This is a genomic window from Dehalococcoides mccartyi CG5 (assembly GCF_000830885.1).
In the GTDB taxonomy this organism is placed as follows: domain Bacteria; phylum Chloroflexota; class Dehalococcoidia; order Dehalococcoidales; family Dehalococcoidaceae; genus Dehalococcoides; species Dehalococcoides mccartyi_B.
In genome coordinates, this window is sequence record NZ_CP006951.1 from 967,357 (window position 1) to 984,357 (window position 17,001).

Sequence of the window (17,001 nt, forward strand, 5' to 3'; positions counted from 1 at the left end):
CTGATGGACTGGGGCATACTGAAGATTATTTTGGGTATTGTTATCCTGCTGGCAGTAGGAGCTTGCGTGCTTTTGCTGGCTGATCCTTTACCCGTTCCGGGTATATTCCGAAACAGTTCAGGTGAAAAGCTGGATAAAGATGACCTGTCTGAAGTGCCTGAAAATATATGCAACGAAGCGGCTAAACTGGCTGTCCAGTTTTTCCCTGATAACCCTGCCAAACAGTCTGAATATCAAAAAAATCTGCTTGCGGCCTATCTGACCATCAAAAATATTGATTTACTGCTTCTTTTTAACCCCGGCGGCTTCGGTTATGCCCGAATTTCTGCCTCCAAAGGCTGGGAAAGCATTACGACGGGCATAAGTGGGCTCACCAAAAGCTGGGGGCTTAGGACACTGGTGCTGGATTACCAGCGTACCGCCCACAGCCTGACCGGGAAATTCAGCGAAGTGCTGGCCTCCAGCAGCCATTCCGTCAGCAAGGCCAGGGAGCTTTCTTCCAAATTGATTTTCCTGCTGAAATACCTGCCCAACCTGAAAATAGTGCTGGGTAGTGAAAGTAACGGCAGTGTTTCAGCTAATAATACCTTGCTGTTCCTTAAGGATAACCCCAGCGTAGTCAGCATTGAAACCGGACCGCCTGTCTGGCACAAGGGGTTTGACCATGAAAGGCGGCTACTTCTGCGAAGCAATGGACTGGTACCGGATTCGTTTAGCTACGGGGATATCAAAACCATACTTTCCGCCAATTTCATGGCACTCTTCGGGCGTTCGCCTAAAAGCCCGGGCAATGTGCTTCTGTATATAGGCGCTCCGGGACATGAATATTCATGGGAACATGCAGAAGTAAAAAACCAGATAACTAATTTTTTAACAAATAAGTTAAAAACGTAAAAATAACTGGACTTCAGCCAGAGGTTAGTAGATAATAAATCAATTGTTTAAGGAAGGTTCTTATGTCTGAAAAAGTTGTGCTGGCATACTCCGGCGGGTTAGATACCTCAGCCGCCGTCAAATGGCTTCAGGAAAAATACGGCATGGATGTGATTGCCGTTACTATAGACGTGGGTAATGAAAAAGATTTTACCCTGATAAAGGAAAAAGCCCTGAAGGTAGGCGCTAAAAAAGCCTATGTACGGGATGTGCGCAAGGAATTTGCCGAGGATTATATCTGGAAAGCTATCAAAGCCAATTCCATGTACGAAGGCGTCTATCCGCTGGCAACCGCCCTTGCCCGCCCCCTTATTGCCAAGGTTATGGTAGATATAGCCCTTGAGGAAGGGGCTACCGCCATTGCCCACGGTTGTACCGGCAAAGGCAATGACCAGGTACGCTTTGACGTGGGTATAAATACCCTTGCCCCCCATTTGAAAATTATTGCTCCGGCCCGCCAGTGGGGCATGACCCGCGAGCAGACCATGGAATACGCCCAGAAATGGGGCATTCCCGTACCTATTTCGGTTAAAAACCCCTTCTCTATAGATGAAAACCTGTGGGGACGGAGTATAGAGTGCGGTCTGCTGGAAGACCCTTGGAACGAGCCTATTCCCGAGGTATTTGCCTGGACCCGACCGGTGGAAGAAACCCCGGATGAGCCCGAATATCTGGAAGTAGAGTTTGAACAGGGTGTGCCTGTAGCTGTAAACGGAGAAAAACTGTCTCCTTTGGCGCTAATCCAGAAGGTGCATGATATTGCCAGTTTGCACGGGGTAGGCCGTATTGACCACGTGGAAAACCGTCTGGTAGGCATAAAATCCCGCGAGATTTACGAAGCCCCGGCCGCGGTTGTCCTTATTGCCGCCCATCAGGCTTTGGAGGCCATGACCCTTTCCAAGAGCCAATTACGCTTTAAGCAGATGGTGGAAGCTACCTATTCGGATATTATTTATAACGGTCTGTGGTTTTCTGCCCTGCGGCAGGATCTGGACGCTTTTATAGACTCCAGCCAGCGTTTTGTTAGCGGCACAGTCCGCCTGAAACTCTCCAAGGGAAGTTTCCGGGTAGTGGGACGCAAATCCCCCTATTCCCTGTACCACAAAGGTATGGCCACTTACGATAAGGGTGACCAGTTTGACCCGTCTTCGGCAGTGGGTTTTATAACCCTGTGGGGGCTTCAAGCCAAACTGCAAGCCCAGCTTCAACCTATTTTGGAAGAAGAAAAGGGGAATAAATCCTAAATGAGCCATATCCGAAGCCGCTTTTCAAAACCGGCAGATGAACTGGTGGTCAGATATACCACCTCTCTGCCCTTTGACTGGCGTTTATACAAAGAAGATATAAAATGCTCAACCGCCCATGCCCGCATGCTTTCAAAACAGGGCATTATTTCGACTGAAGACAGCCAGTCCATAATAAACGGGCTAAATGCTATCCTCACCGAAATAGAAACAGGCAGTTTCGTATTTAAACCCGAAATGGAAGATATCCACATGGCCATAGAGGGGCGTCTTTTTGAGCTTATTGGCGAAGCGGCCGGCAGACTGCACACCGCCCGCAGCCGAAACGATCAGGTAGCAACAGATGTACACCTTTTTGTCAAAAATGCCTGTGATAAAACTATTAATAAAATACGCACCCTTCAGGGAACTTTGCTGGAACAGGCGGAAGCACACCCGCAGACTGCCCTGCCTGGTTATACCCATATGCAAATAGCCCAGCCGGTGCTACTTCCCCACCACCTGCTGGCTTACTTTGAAATGCTGGAACGTGACTGCGGGCGTTTTACAGATGCCCGAAAACGGGCGGATGTAATACCGCTTGGCAGCGGTGCTCTGGCAGGTGTACCCTACCCGCTTGACCGCGAAATGGTGGCCAAAGAACTGGGTTTTTCGGCTATCAGTCAAAACTCGCTGGATGCGGTTTCAGAGCGGGACTTTATACTGGAATACCTTTCAGACGCCGCAATATGCCAGATGCACCTCTCCAGACTGAGTGAAGAGATGGTGATATGGTCTTCGGCTGAATATGCCTTTGTAGAGCTTGATGACGCCTATACCACCGGCTCAAGCATTATGCCCCAAAAGAAAAATCCGGACGTGGCCGAACTCTGCCGCGGCAAGACCGGGCGGGTATACGGCTCTCTGAATACCATGCTGACCGTCATGAAGGGGTTGCCTCTTTCCTATAACCGAGACCTGCAGGAAGATAAAGAACCCCTGTTTGACTGTGTGGACACTCTGGGGGACAGCCTTGAGGTATTTGCCGGTATGATAAAAACCGCCAAGTTCAAGCCTGAACGTATGCTTCGGGCTTTGGAAAAGGGCTATGTTCTGGCAACTGATATTGCCGATTATCTGGTGGGCAAAGGCGAAAGTTTCCGTAACTCACACGGCATTGTGGCACGGCTGGTGAGCTATGCTGTCGCTCAAAATAAAACCTTTGGTGAGCTCAGCCTTGCGGAATACCGCCAATTTTCAAACCTGTTTGAAAAAGATATTTATGCTGTAGATATAAAGTCAGCCCTAAATGCCCGCAACCTGCCCGGCGGAACTGCACCAAAACAAATAGCCCAGGCAATTGCCCGGGCTAAGAAAATACTTGCTGAAGCTGGAGTTAAAAACTAAATGGCTGTATTAGGCAGTTTTAGCAAGCTTGGCCTGAGTGCGGATACAACGGGTGCACAGTTTCATGCGAACTTCAGTGCCATTAACGGCAATCTTGGCGGAATGAATATTGGGCATCCACATCCGGTTAGTGCGCCTCTTGGAATGGCTTACATTATGCCCAAACGAAGGGGTCTTGCCACACATTTCACATTTCATAGTTTTAAAAGATTTACTCCTTTGACTGAACCACTAAATTCATATAAAATCCGACTAGTAAATATATCATAGCACTTTGCCCTTTACAAGTTTGACCACTTAGAATTGCTATAAGCAAAGGTGAAAAAATGACACAGAACGGAAACATCAGCGGTGCCCAATTTAGAGATATGGTGGCAGCTGCTACAAACTGGCTGGAAAAAAGCTCCCAAGATATTGACGCTTTAAACGTATTTCCTGTTCCTGACGGGGATACCGGTACAAATATGTTACTAACCATGCGCTCTGCAGTAGAAGAAACCTACAAATACCACGAGCCGGACGTCTCAACCGTAGCCTTGGCCATAGCCAAGGGTTCTTTAATGGGCGCCCGCGGCAACAGCGGCGTCATACTCTCCCAGATATGGCGGGGTGTTTCCATTGCCCTGAAGGATAAGACGGCTATATGCGCATCTGACTGGGCGGTAGCCATGAAACAGGCCTCGGAGACCGCTTATCAGGGGCTGAATAATCCGGTGGAAGGCACTATCCTGACCGTACTCAGAGACGTAGCCACTGCCAGCCAGCAAGAGGTTGAAAGCGGTATTACCAGCGTAAGTGAGCTGGTGGAAAAAGGCATGACCGCAGCCGGTGAATCCGTGGCCAATACCCCCAGCCTGCTCCCTGCCCTGCGTGAAGCCGGGGTGGTAGACGCCGGCGGACAGGGTTTTTATACTATTCTGGAGGGTTCACTCCATTTCCTGCGGGGTGAGATTGAGGACATGCAGTTCCGCAAATCCCGGGTTATTACCGGCAATATCCCCACCGGCAACCTGTCCGGACAATACGTAGTAGATGATGAAGAAGCCTTTGGCTATTGTACCGAGTTTTTGCTCAAGGGCGAAAATATGGATATTGACAAGATACGCGAACGCTTAAAGAAAAAAGGCGTCTCGCTTATAGTTGTCGGTGACCCCACTACTGTGAGGGTACATATACATACCCTGAAACCCGGCAGTGTTATGAACTATGTGGGCGAGCTGGGTACCATGCACAAGGTCAGCGTACGCAATATGGACGAACAGCACGAAGACTTTTTAGCCCTGCAAAAAGAACGCATGCCTTCGGTGGATACCGCCATTGTGGCCGTGGTAGCCGGAGACGGGCTGAAAGAAGTTTTCAAAAGTCTGGGTGCCCAGAGCATTATTTCCGGCGGGCAGACCATGAACCCGTCCACCAAGGATATACTACAAGCAGTGGAAGCCGCCCCTTCGGACAAGGTAATAATACTGCCTAACAATAAGAATATTATCCTGACTGCTATTCAGGTGGAAAACCTGACCAAGAAAAAGATAAAGGTCATTCCCAGCATCACCATACCCCAGGGCGTGGCAGCTTTGCTGGCTTTTGACTATGAAGCAGATTTTGATACCAACTTCAACCTGATGAAAGATGCCAAAGAGAGCGTTAAAACTATAGAGATAACCAGAGCTGTCCGTTCTACCAAACTGAACGGTCTCAATATAAAGAAAAAACAGGCTATCGGCCTGCTGGATGATGAGCTTTGTGCCGTAGGTGATGAACCCAAAGCTGTTCTTGATGAAATAATATCCAAACTGGATCTTTCCAAGTCAGAGGTCATAACCGTCTATTACGGGGCGGATACTACCGAAGAAGAAGCCAAAATACTGGAGACAGAACTTATAGAAAAGCACCCCTCACTTCAGGTTGAAATGGTGAATGGGGGACAGCCTCATTATAACTACACCGTTTCTATTGAATAGAAGGAAAATATGACGGTCAAAATAGTAACCGACAGCACTTCGGATATAAGCCAGAAGCTGGCCGCTGAACTGGGCATAACCGTAGTACCATTGACGGTTTCGTTTGGCAATGAACACTTTAAAGATGGTGTCAGCATAACACCTGAACAGTTTTTTACCCGCCTTACTTCCCAAAATATATATCCCACTACTACCCAACCCTCACCGGGATTATTTTTGGAAACTTTTGAGAAGTTGTGTGAAGAAACAGATGAGATACTGGTTATTACCGTTTCCTCAAAACTGTCAGGTACCCTTTCATCCGCTAAAAATGCCGCTGCCATTATACATGGCCGCTGCCAAGTGGAAGTGATAGATTCCCAAAGGGTTATCATGGGGACAGGGCTACTGGCTATATATGCCGCCGAACTGGCAAAAACCGGCCTTAACCTCAAGGAACTTAGCCAAGCCATCAGCCAAAAACTGGATGACTGCCACCCCATCATGTACTTTGATACCCTAACCTACCTGCACAAGGGCGGACGGATGGGCAAAGCCCAAAGTCTGGTGGGCACCATGCTTTCCATAAAACCCATTCTGAAGATGGAAGACGGCATTATCTGCCCGCTTTCCAAAGTGCGTTCCCGCAGAGCCGGCATGGACTACCTTTATAAGTTTATCAACTCTTACCCGAAGATAAAATACCTGGCGGTAGAACATGCCACCAGCCCGGAAGATGCCGATGAACTGGTGGAGAGACTGGGGAATATACTCCCGAAAGAACAAATCTTCAGGTCAAGAATTGGACCGGTTGTGGGTACTTATACAGGGGCAAATGCGGTAGCTGTCACCGTTCTGGAAGACAAATAATATTAAGGAGCTGAATATGGCAGTGAAAATAATAACCGACAGTACTTCTGATATTCCGCCCGAAATGGCTAAAAATATGGGGATTACGGTAATTCCCCTGACTGTATCTTTTGGAAATGAACACTTTCTGGATAATGTAACCCTTAAGCCTGATGAATTTTACCGCCGTCTTTCACTAAGCGGCATTTATCCCCATACCACTCAACCGTCACCGGCTGTCTTTAAAGAAAACTATGAAAAACTTATGCCACAGGCTGATGGCATACTGGTTATTAACATATCATCTAAACTTTCCGGCACCTACCAGTCTGCTTTAAGTGCCGTAACCATGCTGGAAAACATAAGCTGTCCTATAGAAATAATAGATTCACAGACAGTCAGCCTGGCACTGGGGTTACTGGCTATAAAAGCCAATGATTTGGCCAAAAGCGGGAAAACCTTGGGAGAGATAAAAGAAGCCATCACCCAAAGCCTGCCTGATGCCCAGCCGGTTATGTTTTTTGATACCCTGACCTACCTGCACAAAGGCGGCAGGATTGGCCGCGCCCAAAGCATGATTGGTTCACTCCTTTCAGTAAAACCCTTACTTACAGTACGTGACGGGGTGGTTACCCCTTTGACCAGAGTACGCTCACTGCAAGCCGGCATGGACCAGCTTTACAACTTTGCCGCCCAACACAGTACCCTTGAATATGTAGGTATCGGTTATGCCACCTCTACCACTGATGCCTTAAAACTAAAGGAGCGCCTTGCCCCCTTGTTCCCGCCGGAAAAAATATACCTAACCCAGGTAGGACCGGTAGTAGGCACATATACAGGGCCGAATACCCTGTGTATAAACATAATCGGGAAAAGCTGATAACAGGATTTTGGAGGCTTTAATTTGAATGTCCAGATTGTAATTGACAGCACCTCTGATATTACACCCCAGATGGCCAAAGCCATGGGTAATGTACATATAATGCCGCTCACAGTGTCCTTCGGAAACGAACACTTTCAAGACGGCATAGATATAACCCCGGAAGAATTTTATACCCGCCTGCCGCAAGACGAGAATATCCCTACCACTACCCAACCCCTTCCCGGATATGTAATAGAATTGGTGACCCGCCTTTCCGAAGAAACCGACCAGATACTTATCCTTACCCTTTCCCAAAAACTCAGCGGCACTTACCAGTCTGCACTTTATACCAAAAAAACTCTGGAAAGCCCCACCTGCCGCATAGAGGTATTTGATACCAACCTGACTACGCTGGGGCACGGACTTAGGGCTATAAGGGCATCGGATATGGCCAAAGAAGGGGCAAATCTGGACCAGATACTGGAAGAACTTCGAAAGCCCCATAACTATTTGGCAGGGGTTATGTACTTTGATACTTTAAAATATCTGGCCAGAGGCGGACGGATTGGCAAAGCCCAAAGTTTGCTGGGAGCAATGCTTTCGTTCAAGCCCATTATCACCGTTCAGGACGGAGAGGTCAGCCCTGTAACCAGAGTGCGTTCGCGTCAGGCAGGCATGGATTATCTTTATAACTATGCCGCCAGCCGCAAAAATATCCGCTATCTGGGGGTTGAGCATGCCAATACACCTGAAGACGCCGAGGCTTTAATAGAACGTTTGGGGAATATTTTCCCCAAGGAAAAGATAATCCGTTCACGGATAGGCCCGGTAATCGGGACATCTATCGGCCCTAACGCTGTATGCGTGGTAGCTTGGGCAGACGCCTAATAAAATAACTTGATCAGAGGTACGGATATTTGAGCGTAAAAATAGTTACCGACAGCACCGTGGATTTACTTCCGGAAACTATAAAAGAACTGGGCATAACAATAGTACCGGTATACGTAATGTCCGGCAATAAAACCTACCGGGACGGGCTGGATATAACCCAAACCGAAATTTACAACCGTATGCTGACGGGTGAGCAGTTCACCACTTCCCAGCCCACTCCGGCTGACTTTGCCAGCGTTTACAAAAACCTTTCAAAAGAAACCGACCAGATAGTTTCCCTTATTATGAGCGCCAAACTATCTGGCACCTATAATTCGGCGGTGCAGGGGCGTGAACTGGCAAAAAGCAGCAGCAATATAGAACTGATAGATACCAAGGCTACATCCGGGGCTTTGGGCTTGCTGGCTACACAGGCAGCCGAAATGGCAAAAATGGGTGAAAGCGCGGGGAAGATAATTGATACTGTCAGGAATAATATCCCTCACGTACACATATGGGCACTACTGGATACCGTTAAGTACGTACTAAGAAGCGGGCGTCTCAGCAGTGCATCCAACCTTATCAGCGGGGTTTTAAGTATTCGCCCCATGATTACCCTCAGGGAAGGCTCTCTCTGGCCTGCCAGTATTCACCGCACCCGTAATAAGGGACTGGAGAAACTGGCCGAACTGGTAAAAACCAACCGTAACGTGGAGGCAGTTCAGATAGTCCAAAGTGTAGACCTGGCGGAAGCCCAAACCCTGAAAGAAAAACTGGCTGACTTTATAGACCAGAGTAAAATCCATGTCTCACAGCTTGGACCTGCTTTGGGTGTTCACGGCGGACCCGGCACGCTGGTAGTGGCTATTAAGGAAAAACTGGGCAATATCGGCACTGCTACTGATGAAACTGAAGATAGAAAGTCATTTAAGCTGCCTTCCATCCACCTGCCCAAGCTGGGTTTTTCCAGCCTGCATTAGTGTTTTATAATATTCTGAACTTCAAGCCCTCCACTTAAAAGGAGGGCTTTTTACAATCTGGAATAGTGTGGACAAGTGCAGGTATATGGTCTATCATTTTTAAAAAACGACAGGCGGAGTATAAATTTGGGAGTAGATACCGGCGCCTTTAAAAAAATACTTCAACTGGAAGCTCAAAAAGGTTTTGCCGATACCGCCGTTATGGGCGGGCTGGACCACTTTCTGTCCCACTGGGCGAAAGAAGCGGTAACCGGCATAAATAACCCGGATGACCTGCTTGATTTTCACCACCTGAAACTATCTGACCCCAACTATGCCAAAATGACTGAAGACAAACGCAGGGAATGGGTGGATGCGATACTGGCATTTCTGCCCAAACTGGAAAACCAGCCCATCGGTAGACCTGCACCCCAAAAAGCACCTAAAGCCAAGTCTCCTTCCAAAACACCTGCCAAACCCAAAGCAGACACCCGCCTGCCAGCCCTTGACGGGGACGTCTCTCTGGTAAAGGGTATCAGTGCCGCTACCGCCCCCAAATTTCACAAATTGGGTGTTAACACTGTACGTGATTTGCTTTACTATTTTCCAAACCGCCATCTGGATTACAGCCGTTTGAAAAAGATATCCCAGCTGGAAGCAGGACCGGAACAGACCATAATCGCCAATGTCTGGCAGTCCAAAGTGAATTTCATGGGCGGACGCCGCTCAACCGAAGCGGTACTGGGAGATGATACCGGCAACATGCGGGCGGTCTGGTTTAACAACCCGTATATGGTACGTAATTTGAAACCAAATGCCAGAGTAGTCCTTTCGGGACGGGTCTCTATATTTCAGGGCAGGCCTGTATTTGAATCTCCAGAGTGGGAAGAACTACCAGACGAAGCTGACCTTATCCATACCGGACGTTTAGTACCTGTCTACCCCCTGACTGCCGGGCTTCACCAGCGAAGCCTGCGCCGCCTGATGAAAAACTTTATAGACATTTCTTCCCCAAATATTTCAGATTTTATGCCTGCTGAAACCCTGAAACGCACCCGCTTGCTGCCACTTTCAGAAGCTATCCGACAGGCCCATTTCCCTGATGATGAAGAATTGAAAAATGCCGCCCGAAACAGGCTGGCTTTTGATGAACTGTTTATCCTCCAGTTGGGAGTACTGGCCAAGAAAAAACGCTGGCACGAACAGGCAGGACGGGCTTTAAACGTAAATATTCCGGATATAGACCGTTTTGTGTCTAAACTGCCATTTAAACTGACTGATGCTCAGACAAAGTGTCTGGCTGATATAAAAGCCGATATTTCCAAAGGCGTGCCCATGTCCCGCCTGCTTCAAGGTGAAGTGGGTTCGGGAAAGACTATAGTGGCGGTTATTTCCCTGTTTACCGCCGCCGCTAACGGGCTTCAGGGAGCTTTTATGGCACCTACCGAAATACTGGCCGAACAGCATTTTAAAAGTGTCACCCGTCTTTTTGCCTCCATTGCCCGTGTAAGTACCCTTCTTGACGGGATATATACCTTTGAAGGTCTGCTTGACCGCCCGCTTAAGGTAGCTTTACTTATAAGCGATATGAAGGGCAGCCAGAAAGATATTTTAAAAGAAAAGATTAAAAAGGGTGAAGTTGATATAGCCATTGGCACCCATGCCCTTATCCAGAAAGAAATCCGCTTCAAATCACTGGGGCTGGCTGTTATAGATGAACAGCACCGCTTCGGGGTGGAACAACGCTCTGCCCTGCGGAGTAAAGGCCTAAATCCCCATATACTTATTATGACCGCCACTCCTATACCCCGCACTCTGGCTCTGACCCTGTACGGAGACCTTGACCTTTCAGTTATAGACGAACTGCCACCCGGACGCCAAAGCATAAAAACCCGCTGGTTAAAACCGGAACAGCGGAACAGCGCTTATACCTTTATCCGCAAACAGATTCAGGAGGGACGGCAAGCATTTATAATCTGTCCGCTGGTAGAGGAATCCGAAGTTATCCAAGCCAAAGCCGCCACCGCCGAATACGAAACCCTGTCTAGAGAGGTATTCCCCGAATCCAGAGTAGCCCTGCTGCACGGACGCATGAATGCCTCTGAAAAAGAGACCATAATGAGACACTTTAGCGAAGGCGAAATGGACATACTGGTTTCCACTCCGGTGATAGAGGTGGGGATAGACATACCAAACGCCGCTGTAATGCTGGTGGAAAGTGCCGACCGCTTTGGCCTTTCCCAGCTACATCAGTTCCGGGGACGGGTGGGCAGAGGCACTGAGCAGAGCTACTGCATGTTTCTGGCCGAAAATCCGTCTCTACTGGGGCAGGAACGTTTGTCCATTATAGAAAGCACCCAGGATGGCTTTAAGCTGGCTGAGGAAGACCTGCGGCTACGCGGGCCGGGTGAATTTTTTGGCACCCGCCAGAGCGGCCTGCCAAAGCTGCGTATGGCCAGCATATCTGACGTGGGGCTGCTGGAACAGGCACGCAAAGAGGCCACCCGTCTTTTTGAGTTAGACCCGGAGCTTAGCTTGCCCGAAAACGCCCCTCTGGAAGCAGAGGTAAGGCGTGTCTGGCCTAAAAAGAGCGAATGGAGCTAAAGGTAGAGGTTTAAATGATAAACAAATTCTTTATAGATAAAGATGGACCTCTGGGAAGTAGATTTTTTACTGAAGAAAATCAGCCTGACACTGATAAACGCGACCCTTTTCATCACGATAGAGACCGGATATTACACTCAACTGCTTTTCGCCGTCTTCAATATAAAACTCAGGTTTATGCCACACATGAAGGTGATTTATACAGAACACGGATGACGCATACACTTGAAGTAGCCCAAATTGCCAGAGGAATTGCAACTCACTTACAATTGCCAAAGGAGAATGAAAATCTTTGTGAAGCCATTGCTCTAGCCCATGATATAGGTCACTCTCCTTTTGGGCATACGGGTGAAGGCATACTGAACACATTACTTGAGGAGCACGGACGACATTTTGAACATAATGTTCAATCATACCGCATGGTTTCAAGGTTAGAACAAAAATATAGTACCTTCCAAGGTTTCAACCTCACAAAAGCCACCTTGAGTGGCATCATAAGACATCAAACGCCCTTTGATGAAACTAATAAAATAAAAACTGCCATAACAAAAGACATTTCAACCGAGGTTGCAGAATTCTTTGTTAATCCTCAACCTATACTAGAAGCTCAAATAGTAAATCTAGCCGATATGATTGCATATGCCGCCCATGATTCAGAAGATGCACTAGCCGTCGGTCTAATAAACTGGAACGACTTTGAGTCCAAACTTAACGAGGCAGGTATTAAATTTTACTCATCTGCAATTCATGCCCGCTTGTCAAAACGTGAAAATAAGTTCAACCAATCTTTCCCTAATAATCCTGAAACCTTGAAAAAAACAAAAAACAGATGGCTATCATGGGAAATAATCAATCATCTAGTTCAGGAAACAGTGAAAGAAACTACCAATAATCTTAGTTCTCTAGATAACAACGATAAAAATGCTCTGGTCAATCACTCAAAACCTATTGTATGCTTGCCCGAATCTCTGAACAGCGAAATCATATGCTTAGTGAAAGATGTGTTATTCAATAGTGTCTATCAGGATTACAGAGTAAAGATAATGGCAAGCAAAGCTGAACGAATCATCAAAACCCTTTTTGAAGAATATATGGCAAACCCCAAGACCTTACCCAAAATCACTCAAAGCAAACTACCCCCAGAGTTCATATTCGATAAAGGAAAAAGGACGAAAGATCAAACTGCAGAATTAGCACAAGTAGTAGTAGACTTCATCGCTGGAATGACCGATAAGTATGCCATGGACACATACCAAATATTTACTCAGGCCTATGAAAAAACCCTCTAGCCATTATCATCTTCCCATTCTGTGATATAATCTATGTTCCGGTTTAAACCCGAAGAATAAATACTCGGAGTATAGTTTTGAACAGTATCTTAGCTATCAAAAATATTATTATAGAGTCTCTAAGCCAAGCTATGGAAAAAGCCCGTCAGGAGGGGCAGATTCCGGCCCTAAGCGTGGATATAAGCATAGAGCACCCCCAAAAAACCAACTACGGTGACTATGCCACCAGCCTGCCTTTGCGGCTTGCCAAGGCTACCGGGAAACGCCCTATGGAGTTAGCCCAAATACTGGCAAGCTATATTGAAACCGGTTCCGGCATTTCTAAAGTAAGTGTAGCCCCTCCCGGCTTTATAAACTTCACTTTTTCAAAAGAGTGGCTGTGCAGTCTGGTGAAGACCATTCTGACTGAAGCGGGTAGCTACGGCAATATAAATATGGGCGGCGGCAGCCGTGTTCAAATAGAGTTCGTCAGTGCCAATCCCACCGGACCTATTCATATCGGGCACGGGCGGGGAGCAGTGCTGGGCAGTACTCTTTCAAACATACTCAAGGCCGCCGGATATTACGTTGAAGAAGAATTTTATATCAATGATGCCGGCAGCCAGATAGATGCTTTCAAAAGAACCCTGTTTGCCCGTTACCAGCAGGCTTTGGGTAAAGATGCCGCTGTTCCTCAGGATGGTTATCACGGCCAGTACATGGTAGATTTGGCGGCCGAAATGGTAACAAAATACGGGGATAAGTACCTGCAAATGCCGGCTGACATTGCTCAAAATGACCTGGGCGAAATAGGCATGGCGCGCATGCTTTGCCTTATAAGTGACGACCTGAAAGCTTTGAAGGTGGATTTTGATATCTGGTTTTCAGAGAGGTCTTTATATAGCGGCGGGCAATACAAAACCGCCATGGATATACTGTCCGTCAACAACTATATTGCCGAAAGAGACAACGCCACTTGGTTCAGCTCCACCCTGCTGGGAGACAGCAAGGACAATGTGATTGTCCGCAGTGACGGCACGCCCACCTATTTTGCTTCTGACATTGCTTATCACTACAACAAGTTTATTGAACGCAAGTTTGACCGGGTTATAAACATCTGGGGGGCAGATCATCAGGGGCATGTTTCCCGCATGAAGGCTATGGTAAGCGCTCTGGGTATCAACCCCGAACGTCTGACTACTCTGCTGTTCCAGATGATTACTTTAAAACGGGGCGGTGAACTGGTTCGGCTTTCCAAACGCACCGGTGAAATAATAAGCCTGCGTGAGGTTATTGAGGAAGTGGGAGCAGATGCCTGCCGCTTTTTCTTCCTTGCCCGCTCTACTGAAAGCCAGATGGATTTTGATCTGGAACTGGCTAAAAAAGAATCAGCTGAAAATCCGGTATATTATGTACAGTACGCCCATGCCCGCATTTGCAGTATTTTACACCTTGCAGCGGAAAAACAACTGGATTACAGCACCGGTGATACCGATTTACTAGGGGAAGAAGCCGAACTTGAGCTTATCCGCAAGATGGCCGAACTACCTGAGATTGTGGAGACAGTGTCCCGTACCCTTGAGCCCCACCACCTGACCTATTACGCTCAGGAACTGGCAAATGCTTTCCACCAGTTTTACAAAGACTGCCGGGTAATTTCGGATAACGCCGAATTGACCTGTGCCCGCCTGAAACTGGTAGACGCCAGCCGCATAGTGCTTGCCAGAACGTTGCACCTTATGGGTATGACCTCACCCGAAAGCATGTAGATAGCCAACCCGCACCTCGAGATAAAATAAGGGCAGACTCAAAGTAGTCTGCCCTTTGCTTTTGGAGAGTATAATACTAACCGTAAAATAATTTAAAGAGCCAGACAGGTAACTGTGCGGGTAATGCCCTCCACCGCCTGTATCTTGGAGGTAATAAACTCACCCATTTCGGCAAGGGTATCCTGCTCTACTACCGCAATAATATCGTATGGCCCGGTTACCGCATCTATGCTATGTATACCGGAAACTTTCCTCAGGCTGGCGGCTATTTTCTTGGCCTGAGCAGGAGCGGCTTCAATAAGGACAAATGCTTTGGCAGACATATAAACCCCCTCGAATCTCTTTCAGAGACATATTTGAACTGTAATAAGAATACGCTTAATATTTGAATAAGGTAGTCTGTATGCCCTATAATATAACACACTTTTTGTGCATTTTTTATTTTTGTGACAAATTTATAAAATATTTTGACGGAGAGATATTATGACTCAAACGTCTTACGGGTTGCTCAAGGGTAAAAAGGGAATTATATTCGGCCCTCTAAATGAGCAAAGTCTGGGCTGGAAAATAGCCTTGGCCTGCTACCGCGAAGGAGCTGAGTTGGCTATTTCCAATGTGGCCACCGCACTTAAGATGGGCAATACCACCGACCTGGCCCGGATTTGCGGTCAAGCCCCCCTGCTGGTAGCTGATGCCACCAGTGACGATGAGCTTAAAGCCTTGTTTTCCGAACTGAAAACCACGCTGGGAGAAATAGATTTTATAGTCCATTCGGTGGGCATGAGTGCCAATATCCGAAAGAAAATCCCTTACGAATCAACCAATTATATTTTTTATAACAAAGGGCTTGAAATTTCGGCCATATCCCTCCACAAAATAATCCGATATGCCCTTGAGGCAGGAGTACTCAAAGACAACGGCAGTATACTGGCTCTGACATATATTGGGGCGCAAAGGGTTTTTTCCCAGTACAACGATATGAATGATGCCAAAGCCCTGCTGGAAGCAATTGCCCGAAATTTCGGTTCCCGTCTGGCAGACCGCGGCATACGAGTAAACACTGTTTCCCAGTCACCTACCCGCACTTCGGCCGGTTCAGGGATAAGCAACTTTGACGCCATGTACGAATATGCCAATCTGCTTGCCCCCCTAGGAAATGCAAACGGCGAGGAATGTGCGGATTATGTGATTACCCTGCTTTCAGACCTTAGCCGCAAGGTAACCATGCAAAACCTTTACCATGACGGCGGCTTCTCCAGTGCAGGCATCTCCGAAAAACTGCTCAAGCTGCTGGAACGTAACCAGCCTGAAGCCGGTGTATAATAGCTTTATCATTTTGAAAGAGAGCACCTAATGGACAAATACTTCAGCCGCCTGATGTTTATATCCGTTTTAGTTTTTCTGGTCAGTTTCTTTATCCATATCCTGCTGGTCAGTTTGTTCGAGATTGATGAAACTTTTTGGGTGATTTTGGGAATGGTAGTAGCACCAACCGGTTTTGCCATTGGGATTATAGGGCATTTGGTGCTCCGCCTGAAAAACCGGAGTGCCAAATAATCCCCTTTCAGGTTTTTAACTTGCATGTAATATAGCCTTAATCTATAATAAACTCTGTTTTGTACGAGGAAGATAGTGCTGCAATATAATGTAGCCCAGCTGCTGAAATCAGTCATCGGTGCCACCCGCATCTACCAGCTGGACGATGAAATAAATCTGGAAGGCAGTCCTATCAGGGTATCGGGTGAGATTACCTTTACCCGTATTGACCGCGGTCTACTGGTGACAGGGGTTCTTGATACCTATATGGACTTGGACTGTGTACGCTGTCTTAGGGAATTCAGTTGCCCGGTCAGCATCCGCCTTGAAGAACGGTTTCTGCCCACCGTAGACGTGGTGCACGGCTTCGAAGTGGACAACTCTGAAGAGCTTGACGCCTTTTTTATTGACGAGCACCATATTCTAGATTTGAGCGAAGTTATCCGCGAAGGTGCTATAATGGCAATACCCATGAAACCTCTGTGCTCCGGTGAGTGCCGCGGTTTTGAATATAAAGCGAATACTAATTTAACGGAGTAAAATAATGGCTCTACCTAAAAGAAGACTTTCCCATTCCCGCCAGGGCAATCACCGGGCTCACGTAGCCCTTACCGCCCCGGCTGTAATGGAATGCCCCCAGTGCAACAGCCCCAAGCTCTCTCATCAAGCCTGTTCCGTCTGCGGTACTTACAATGGACGGACTGTGATTGATATGGAAGCTATTGCCAAGAAAAAAGCTGATAAATCCAAGGGTCAGCAGTAGTTTCCGGTTGGTCAGTTT

17 protein-coding genes are annotated in these 17,001 nt (G+C 47.4%); 15 read left to right on the plus strand and 2 right to left on the minus strand.

Features of this window, described 5'->3' with window-relative positions:
• The first annotated feature begins 3 nt into the window (after positions 1 to 3).
• From X794_RS05115 to argH, 3 genes are all read left to right on the plus strand, one after another.
• A complete protein-coding gene (locus X794_RS05115; protein ID WP_034376335.1) occupies positions 4 to 894 on the plus strand; it encodes a hypothetical protein in 891 nt (296 codons plus the stop codon).
• 62 nt (positions 895 to 956) lie between these two features.
• The gene (locus X794_RS05120; RefSeq protein WP_011309618.1) at positions 957 to 2,177 is read left to right on the plus strand and encodes an argininosuccinate synthase; all 1,221 of its coding nucleotides are present in this window, start codon (positions 957 to 959) and stop codon (positions 2,175 to 2,177) included.
• Positions 2,178 to 3,563, plus strand: coding sequence for an argininosuccinate lyase (argH, locus tag X794_RS05125; protein WP_034376332.1), 1,386 nt, complete (start codon positions 2,178 to 2,180; stop codon positions 3,561 to 3,563).
• Between the two features lie 9 nt (positions 3,564 to 3,572).
• On the opposite strand, the gene rpmB is transcribed toward argH, so the two are convergent.
• A complete protein-coding gene (gene rpmB / locus X794_RS05130) occupies positions 3,573 to 3,761 on the minus strand; it encodes a 50S ribosomal protein L28 (RefSeq protein WP_011309620.1) in 189 nt (62 codons plus the stop codon).
• A gap of 128 nt (positions 3,762 to 3,889) precedes the next feature.
• Here rpmB and X794_RS05135 point away from each other — a divergent pair, with 128 nt between their 5' ends.
• From X794_RS05135 to argS, 8 genes are all read left to right on the plus strand, one after another.
• Positions 3,890 to 5,524, plus strand: coding sequence for a DAK2 domain-containing protein (locus tag X794_RS05135; protein WP_011309621.1), 1,635 nt, complete (start codon positions 3,890 to 3,892; stop codon positions 5,522 to 5,524).
• A 9-nt stretch (positions 5,525 to 5,533) separates the two neighbouring features.
• Positions 5,534 to 6,373 (plus strand): DegV family protein, encoded by an 840-nt coding sequence (locus tag X794_RS05140; protein ID WP_012034060.1) that lies wholly within the window; start codon positions 5,534 to 5,536, stop codon positions 6,371 to 6,373.
• A gap of 16 nt (positions 6,374 to 6,389) precedes the next feature.
• Positions 6,390 to 7,232, plus strand: a complete 843-nt coding sequence (locus X794_RS05145) for a DegV family protein (protein WP_011309623.1) — start codon at positions 6,390 to 6,392, stop codon at positions 7,230 to 7,232.
• A gap of 24 nt (positions 7,233 to 7,256) precedes the next feature.
• Positions 7,257 to 8,102: a DegV family protein gene (locus X794_RS05150; RefSeq protein ID WP_012034062.1), complete on the plus strand. Its 846-nt coding sequence runs from the start codon at positions 7,257 to 7,259 to the stop codon at positions 8,100 to 8,102.
• Between the two features lie 29 nt (positions 8,103 to 8,131).
• Positions 8,132 to 9,064, plus strand: coding sequence for a DegV family protein (locus X794_RS05155; RefSeq protein WP_011309625.1), 933 nt, complete (start codon positions 8,132 to 8,134; stop codon positions 9,062 to 9,064).
• 126 nt (positions 9,065 to 9,190) lie between these two features.
• A complete protein-coding gene (gene recG, locus X794_RS05160) occupies positions 9,191 to 11,647 on the plus strand; it encodes an ATP-dependent DNA helicase RecG (protein ID WP_034377000.1) in 2,457 nt (818 codons plus the stop codon).
• A gap of 14 nt (positions 11,648 to 11,661) precedes the next feature.
• Positions 11,662 to 12,936, plus strand: a complete 1,275-nt coding sequence (locus tag X794_RS05165; RefSeq protein WP_011309627.1) for a deoxyguanosinetriphosphate triphosphohydrolase family protein — start codon at positions 11,662 to 11,664, stop codon at positions 12,934 to 12,936.
• A gap of 77 nt (positions 12,937 to 13,013) precedes the next feature.
• Positions 13,014 to 14,684: an arginine--tRNA ligase gene (argS, locus tag X794_RS05170; RefSeq protein WP_034376327.1), complete on the plus strand. Its 1,671-nt coding sequence runs from the start codon at positions 13,014 to 13,016 to the stop codon at positions 14,682 to 14,684.
• Between the two features lie 92 nt (positions 14,685 to 14,776).
• On the opposite strand, the gene X794_RS05175 is transcribed toward argS, so the two are convergent.
• A complete protein-coding gene (locus X794_RS05175) occupies positions 14,777 to 15,007 on the minus strand; it encodes an Lrp/AsnC ligand binding domain-containing protein (protein ID WP_011309629.1) in 231 nt (76 codons plus the stop codon).
• Between the two features lie 160 nt (positions 15,008 to 15,167).
• On the opposite strand from X794_RS05175, the gene X794_RS05180 reads away from it, so the two are divergent.
• The 4 genes from X794_RS05180 (at position 15,168) to rpmF (ending at position 16,983) form a co-directional block, all read left to right on the plus strand.
• Positions 15,168 to 16,007, plus strand: a complete 840-nt coding sequence (locus X794_RS05180) for an enoyl-ACP reductase FabI (RefSeq protein WP_011309630.1) — start codon at positions 15,168 to 15,170, stop codon at positions 16,005 to 16,007.
• A gap of 30 nt (positions 16,008 to 16,037) precedes the next feature.
• Positions 16,038 to 16,241: a hypothetical protein gene (locus X794_RS05185; protein ID WP_011309631.1), complete on the plus strand. Its 204-nt coding sequence runs from the start codon at positions 16,038 to 16,040 to the stop codon at positions 16,239 to 16,241.
• A gap of 75 nt (positions 16,242 to 16,316) precedes the next feature.
• Positions 16,317 to 16,760 carry a YceD family protein gene (locus X794_RS05190; RefSeq protein WP_011309632.1) on the plus strand — a complete coding sequence of 148 codons (444 nt, stop codon included), beginning with the start codon at positions 16,317 to 16,319 and terminating at the stop codon, positions 16,758 to 16,760.
• Between the two features lie 4 nt (positions 16,761 to 16,764).
• Complete coding sequence (rpmF, locus tag X794_RS05195; protein WP_011309633.1) at positions 16,765 to 16,983, plus strand: 50S ribosomal protein L32; 219 nt, start codon at positions 16,765 to 16,767, stop codon at positions 16,981 to 16,983.
• The last annotated feature ends 18 nt before the right edge of the window (positions 16,984 to 17,001 follow it).